General features: G+C 65.5%; 8 protein-coding genes. 4 read left to right on the plus strand and 4 right to left on the minus strand.

Going from position 1 to position 4,381, the window contains the following annotated elements:
* From ACLP25_RS13590 to upp, 3 genes are all read right to left on the minus strand, one after another.
* A partial coding sequence (locus ACLP25_RS13590; RefSeq protein ID WP_442469722.1) for an IS3 family transposase occupies window positions 1-520 on the minus strand: 520 nt, incomplete at its 3' end.
* Window positions 517-810: a transposase gene (locus ACLP25_RS13595; RefSeq protein ID WP_442469723.1), complete on the minus strand. Its 294-nt coding sequence runs from the start codon at window positions 808-810 to the stop codon at window positions 517-519. The genes ACLP25_RS13590 and ACLP25_RS13595, both read right to left, overlap by 4 nt.
* Window positions 811-1,053: 243 nt before the next feature.
* Window positions 1,054-1,683 (minus strand): uracil phosphoribosyltransferase, encoded by a 630-nt coding sequence (upp, locus tag ACLP25_RS13600; protein WP_442469724.1) that lies wholly within the window; start codon window positions 1,681-1,683, stop codon window positions 1,054-1,056.
* A 173-nt stretch (window positions 1,684-1,856) separates the two neighbouring features.
* Here upp and pgsA point away from each other — a divergent pair, with 173 nt between their 5' ends.
* Genes pgsA through ACLP25_RS13615 form a run of 3 tightly spaced genes read left to right on the plus strand, consistent with a single transcriptional unit; the run spans window position 1,857 to window position 3,177 of the window.
* Complete coding sequence (gene pgsA / locus ACLP25_RS13605; RefSeq protein WP_442469725.1) at window positions 1,857-2,450, plus strand: CDP-diacylglycerol--glycerol-3-phosphate 3-phosphatidyltransferase; 594 nt, start codon at window positions 1,857-1,859, stop codon at window positions 2,448-2,450.
* A gap of 6 nt (window positions 2,451-2,456) precedes the next feature.
* The gene (gene moaD / locus ACLP25_RS13610; RefSeq protein ID WP_442469726.1) at window positions 2,457-2,708 is read left to right on the plus strand and encodes a molybdopterin converting factor subunit 1; all 252 of its coding nucleotides are present in this window, start codon (window positions 2,457-2,459) and stop codon (window positions 2,706-2,708) included.
* A 4-nt stretch (window positions 2,709-2,712) separates the two neighbouring features.
* Window positions 2,713-3,177, plus strand: a complete 465-nt coding sequence (locus ACLP25_RS13615; RefSeq protein WP_442469727.1) for a molybdenum cofactor biosynthesis protein MoaE — start codon at window positions 2,713-2,715, stop codon at window positions 3,175-3,177.
* A 7-nt stretch (window positions 3,178-3,184) separates the two neighbouring features.
* On the opposite strand, the gene ACLP25_RS13620 is transcribed toward ACLP25_RS13615, so the two are convergent.
* Complete coding sequence (locus ACLP25_RS13620) at window positions 3,185-3,436, minus strand: GlsB/YeaQ/YmgE family stress response membrane protein (RefSeq protein ID WP_442469728.1); 252 nt, start codon at window positions 3,434-3,436, stop codon at window positions 3,185-3,187.
* Window positions 3,437-3,550: 114 nt separating this feature from the next.
* Here ACLP25_RS13620 and ACLP25_RS13625 point away from each other — a divergent pair, with 114 nt between their 5' ends.
* On the plus strand, window positions 3,551-4,090 hold the full coding sequence (locus ACLP25_RS13625) for a YidB family protein (RefSeq protein WP_442469729.1): 540 nt from the start codon (window positions 3,551-3,553) through the stop codon (window positions 4,088-4,090).
* The last annotated feature ends 291 nt before the right edge of the window (window positions 4,091-4,381 follow it).

Below are 4,381 nucleotides of genomic sequence, written 5' to 3' on the forward strand. Positions count from 1 at the left end.
CCTCCTGGAGCGCCGCCGCGCAGAAGCTCGCATCGTTGGTGTTCGACAGCCGCCACGCCAGAACTGCCCGGCTCGCCCAATCGATGATCGCCACCAGATAGAGGAAGCCGCACGCCATCGGGATGTAGGTCACGTCGGCCGCCCACACATGGTTCGGCTCGGTGATCGCCAAGCCGCGCAGGAGATAGGGATATATCGTGTGTCCGGGGGCGGCCTTGCTTGTGCCGGGACGCGGAACCAGCGCCTCGATCCCCATCACCCGCATCAGCCGCCGCACCCGCTTGCGGTTGACCCCACGTCCTTCCCTGTTGAGTTCGAAGGTCATCCGACGCGAGCCATAGAACGGCAGCTCCAGATGCAGTTCGTCGATCCGCCGCATCAACGCCAGATCGTCCGCCCCAGGCTCCGGCTTGCGGCGATAGACCCCCGAGCGCGTCAGGTTCAGCAGCGCGCATTGCCGGCGAACCGACAAATCCGCCGCCGGGCGCTCCACCATCGCGCGTCTATCCGGCGCGCTCATCGCCCTGGCCTCCTGGCAAAGAAATCCCGTTCGACCGTCAGTTGCCCAATCGTGGCGTAGAGCTTGGCCGCCTCCCGCTCGCGCTCCTCCTCGCCTTCGCCGATCGTGCTCGCGCCGCGCGCAAACAGGCTCGCCACGTTGTCGAGAACCTGCTTCTTCCAAGCGTAAATCTGGTTCGGATGCACGTCATGCCGCTTGGCAAGCTCGGGAACGGTCGCATCCTCCCGAAGCGCCTCCAACGCCACCTTCGCCTTGAACGCCGCATCAAACTTCTTGCGTGACTTCGTCATTTCTCGCTCCATCGGTTGCGACAGAGCAGGTCATTTCACACCTTAGCCAATGGTCCTAAATCCGGGGTCCAGTTCAGATTGAGACTGTCCGTCAGTCGAGACGGAGCGAAATTTTTGTCTCGTTCTGATTGTCAGAACTGCGCGGTCCGCACTGGTCCTTGCCCCAGTTCTATGGCCCAGCACGATAGCGCGCCTCGTCCACAGTTGAAGGACGCGGCTGCGCGTTAGGCGAACTGCGCGACGCTACTTGGTTCCGAACATGCGGTCGCCGGCGTCGCCCAGTCCGGGGACGATGTATCCGTGGTCGTTCAACCGTTCATCGATCGCGGCGGTCCAGATTTCGACGTCCGGATGGGCGTTGGCGAGTCGTTCGACGCCTTCCGGCGCTGCAAGCAGGCAAACGAAGCGCATGTCCCTGACCCCGCGCCGCTTGAGCCGATCGAGCGCGGCGATGGCTGAGTTGCCCGTAGCCAGCATCGGATCCATCACGATGACCAGGCGTTCGGCGACGTCGGTGGGGGCCTTAAAATAATATTCGACCGCCTCCAGTGTCTGCGGATCGCGGTAGAGTCCGATGTGCGCCACCCTGGCGCTCGGAACGAGATTGAGCATGCCGTCGAGAAAGCCGGTCCCGGCGCGGAGAATCGGCGCGAAGACCAGCTTCTTTCCGGCGATCGTCGGTTGCATCGTCTTGGCGAGCGGCGTCTCGACCTCGATCAGTTCGAGCGGAAGGTCTCGGGTCACCTCGTACGCCAGCAGCATCCCGATCTCGTTGAGGAGCTGGCGGAATCCCTTGGTCGATACGGTCTTGTCACGCATCAGCGTCAGCTTGTGCTGGACGAGCGGATGGCTGACGACGTGAACATTCAACATGGGAGAGCTCCTGACCTCTTTACGCCGCAATTCTAGACCGATCCCAACCGGATCGCGCCGCCAAAGGTCGGGGCGCCGATCCCGTCCCCAGCTTTGTGCGGAAGCAGGCCAACCCTCCGAACTCCGGCTCGCTATTGACGGGCGCCGGACGACGATGTCAGGTGCACAAGCAAATGGCCTCCACCACGACGCGCTCGGTCAGCCGCAACTGGTCCTTGCCCAACGTATTGACGTACGCGCGGGTCGCAGCCGTTCCGCTCGTCGCCGGACTTCTGTTCTGGCCGGGCGCGCCGTGGGCGCGCTGGAGCGCGCTCGCGATCTTCATTGCCGCCGCCGTCACCGACTTCTTCGACGGCTATCTGGCGAGGGCGTGGGCGCAACAGTCGTCGCTCGGGCGGATGCTGGACCCGATCGCGGACAAGCTGCTCGTCTCCGCCGCGATCTTGATGCTCGCGGCCGACCAGACGATATCAGGCTTTACGCTCTGGGCTGCGATCGTCATCCTATGTCGCGAGATCCTGGTTTCGGGTCTGCGCGAGTACCTCGCCGAGCTTCGGGTGCCGGTGCCGGTGACCGCGGTCGCCAAATGGAAGACGACGGCGCAACTGATCGCGCTCGGCTTCCTGATCGCCGGGCCGGCGGGCGAGGCGGTGCTTCCCGGCTCGATCACGATCGGCGTCGTCCTCCTGTGGATCGCGGCGATCCTGACGCTTTACACGGGCTGGGATTACATGAAGGCGAGCTACGACCATGTCGGCGACGAATGAAGCGCGATGAAACTCATCTATTTCGCCTGGGTGCGGGAGCGCGTGGGAAAGAGCGAGGAAGAGCTCGACCCGCCGCCGGAGGTCTCGACGGTCGGCGAGTTGATCGTGTGGCTCAAGGGACGCGGCGAAGGCTACGCTTACGCCTTCGAAAAGGCTGCGACCGTTCGGGCGGCGCTCGACCGGGTTCATGTGCGGCATAGCGCGGCGATCGCCGGCGCGAAGGAGATCGCCTTCTTCCCGCCGATGACGGGCGGCTGAGGCCATGGCGACGGTCCGGGTCCAGCGCGACGACTTCGACGCGGGCAGGGAGGCGGCGGCGCTGGCCGGGGGCCGCCGCGGCGTCGGAGCGGTGACGAGCTTCGTCGGCTATTGCCGCGACGAGGGGGGAACGCTCGCGGCGCTGGAGCTCGAGCATTATCCCGGCATGGCGGAAGCGGAGATGGCCCGGGTCGCAGCCGAGGCCGAGGCCCGATGGCCGCTCCTCGGCGTCACGATCCTTCATCGCTACGGCCGGATCGAGCCGGGCGAGCAGATCGTTCTGGTCGCCGTGGCCTCCGCCCATCGCGGCGAGGCGTTTGCGGCGGCGGAAATGCTGATGGACTACCTGAAGACCCGGGCGCCATTCTGGAAGCGCGCCATTCGCGCGGACGGAACGGTCGAAGGCTGGGTCGACGCCAAGGAGACGGACGACGCGTTGGCGGCGCGCTGGGAGGCCGCCGGACGCTGAAGCCTGTCTAACGGCGAAGAACGACCGCGTTGTAGATCCAGACCACGACGACCGCGCCGATCACCGAAACGATGATGCTCCAGATGTTGATGCCGGTGACTCCGGTTCCAAAGATCGCGCCGGCGATGATCCCCCCGACGACCGCGCCGACGACCCCAAGCGCGATGTTCATAAGCACGCCCGATCCGGGCTTGTTGACGAAGAATCCTGCAAGCCAACCTGCGATCAGCCCCAGAATGATCCAGCTGATGACGCCCATATCCAAGCTCCTTTAGCAGGCCCGGCATCCGATCCGCCGCCCCCTGATGCGGCAGCTCCCTCCCGGCGGGCCGGGGGATTGTTGCGGGATGGACGCGGAAAACGCAAGCCGGTAGTGTCGGCCCATCTTTTCTCGACCCGAGCCGCGATCGGCGGGACGTCGCGACGGGACGCGGTCGAGGTCATTGAGGAGGAAGCGATGGGAATGTTTGACGACGCCATGAAGAACTCGGTTCCCGGCGGCAATCTGGCGACGCCGATCGCCGTCGCCGTCGGCGCGTTGATTCTCGGTAAGCTTTTCGGCGGCGGCTCGTCGCCAGCTCCGGCCTCCTCGGCGCCCGCGCCGACGCCCATTCCGACCGACGTCCCGAGCTCCAGCATCCTCGACGGTCTCGGCGGCCTGATCGGGAAATTGACCGCCGGCGGCGCCGGCCAGCATGTCAATACGTGGGTCGGTCCCGGTCAGAACCAACCGATCGAGCCCGGCCAGCTCGGCGGCGCCCTCGGCGGCAACGTACTGGACGAGCTTTCCAGGCGCACCGGCATGAGCCAGCAGGAATTGCTCAACCAGCTCGCGACCGTCCTGCCGCAGCTGATCAACAACCTGACGCCGAAGGGGCGGATGCCGACGCTCGCCGATCTCGACGAGCGGTAAGTCCAGCCGGGTTTCTGGACCCTGGTTTCCGGCTTGTGCGGGGAACCGGGGCTCGGGCCGCGCACAGATTCTTCTGCGCCGCTGAATCCAATGACTTAGGCGCCAAAAGCTGCAACATTCGCGGTGCGCCGGGTCAAGGGGCGCGTCCATAGGCCGCTGCGTGACGAGCTTGCCAGTCCCGCTCCGGTTCTGAGGCTTTTCAAGGTCGTGCGGCGGAATTCCCGGGCCGCCATAGCTCCCAACGCTGTCATGACCGCGGACGCGGGCATCCCGGGCGGCGGGACGGTGAGC

It is taken from the genome of Roseiarcus sp. (genome assembly GCF_052145395.1).
Lineage (GTDB): Bacteria > Pseudomonadota > Alphaproteobacteria > Rhizobiales > Beijerinckiaceae > Roseiarcus.

Excerpts from the sequence above, each read along its gene's own strand:
- ACLP25_RS13595 (WP_442469723.1), bottom strand. The coding sequence starts at position 810 with ATGACGAAGTCACGCAAGAAGTTTGATGCGGCGTTCAAGGCGAAGGTG.
- upp (WP_442469724.1), bottom strand. The coding sequence starts at position 1,683 with ATGTTGAATGTTCACGTCGTCAGCCATCCGCTCGTCCAGCACAAGCTG.
- pgsA (WP_442469725.1), top strand. The coding sequence starts at position 1,857 with ATGGCCTCCACCACGACGCGCTCGGTCAGCCGCAACTGGTCCTTGCCC.
- moaD (WP_442469726.1), top strand. The coding sequence starts at position 2,457 with ATGAAACTCATCTATTTCGCCTGGGTGCGGGAGCGCGTGGGAAAGAGC.
- ACLP25_RS13615 (WP_442469727.1), top strand. The coding sequence starts at position 2,713 with ATGGCGACGGTCCGGGTCCAGCGCGACGACTTCGACGCGGGCAGGGAG.
- ACLP25_RS13620 (WP_442469728.1), bottom strand. The coding sequence starts at position 3,436 with ATGGGCGTCATCAGCTGGATCATTCTGGGGCTGATCGCAGGTTGGCTT.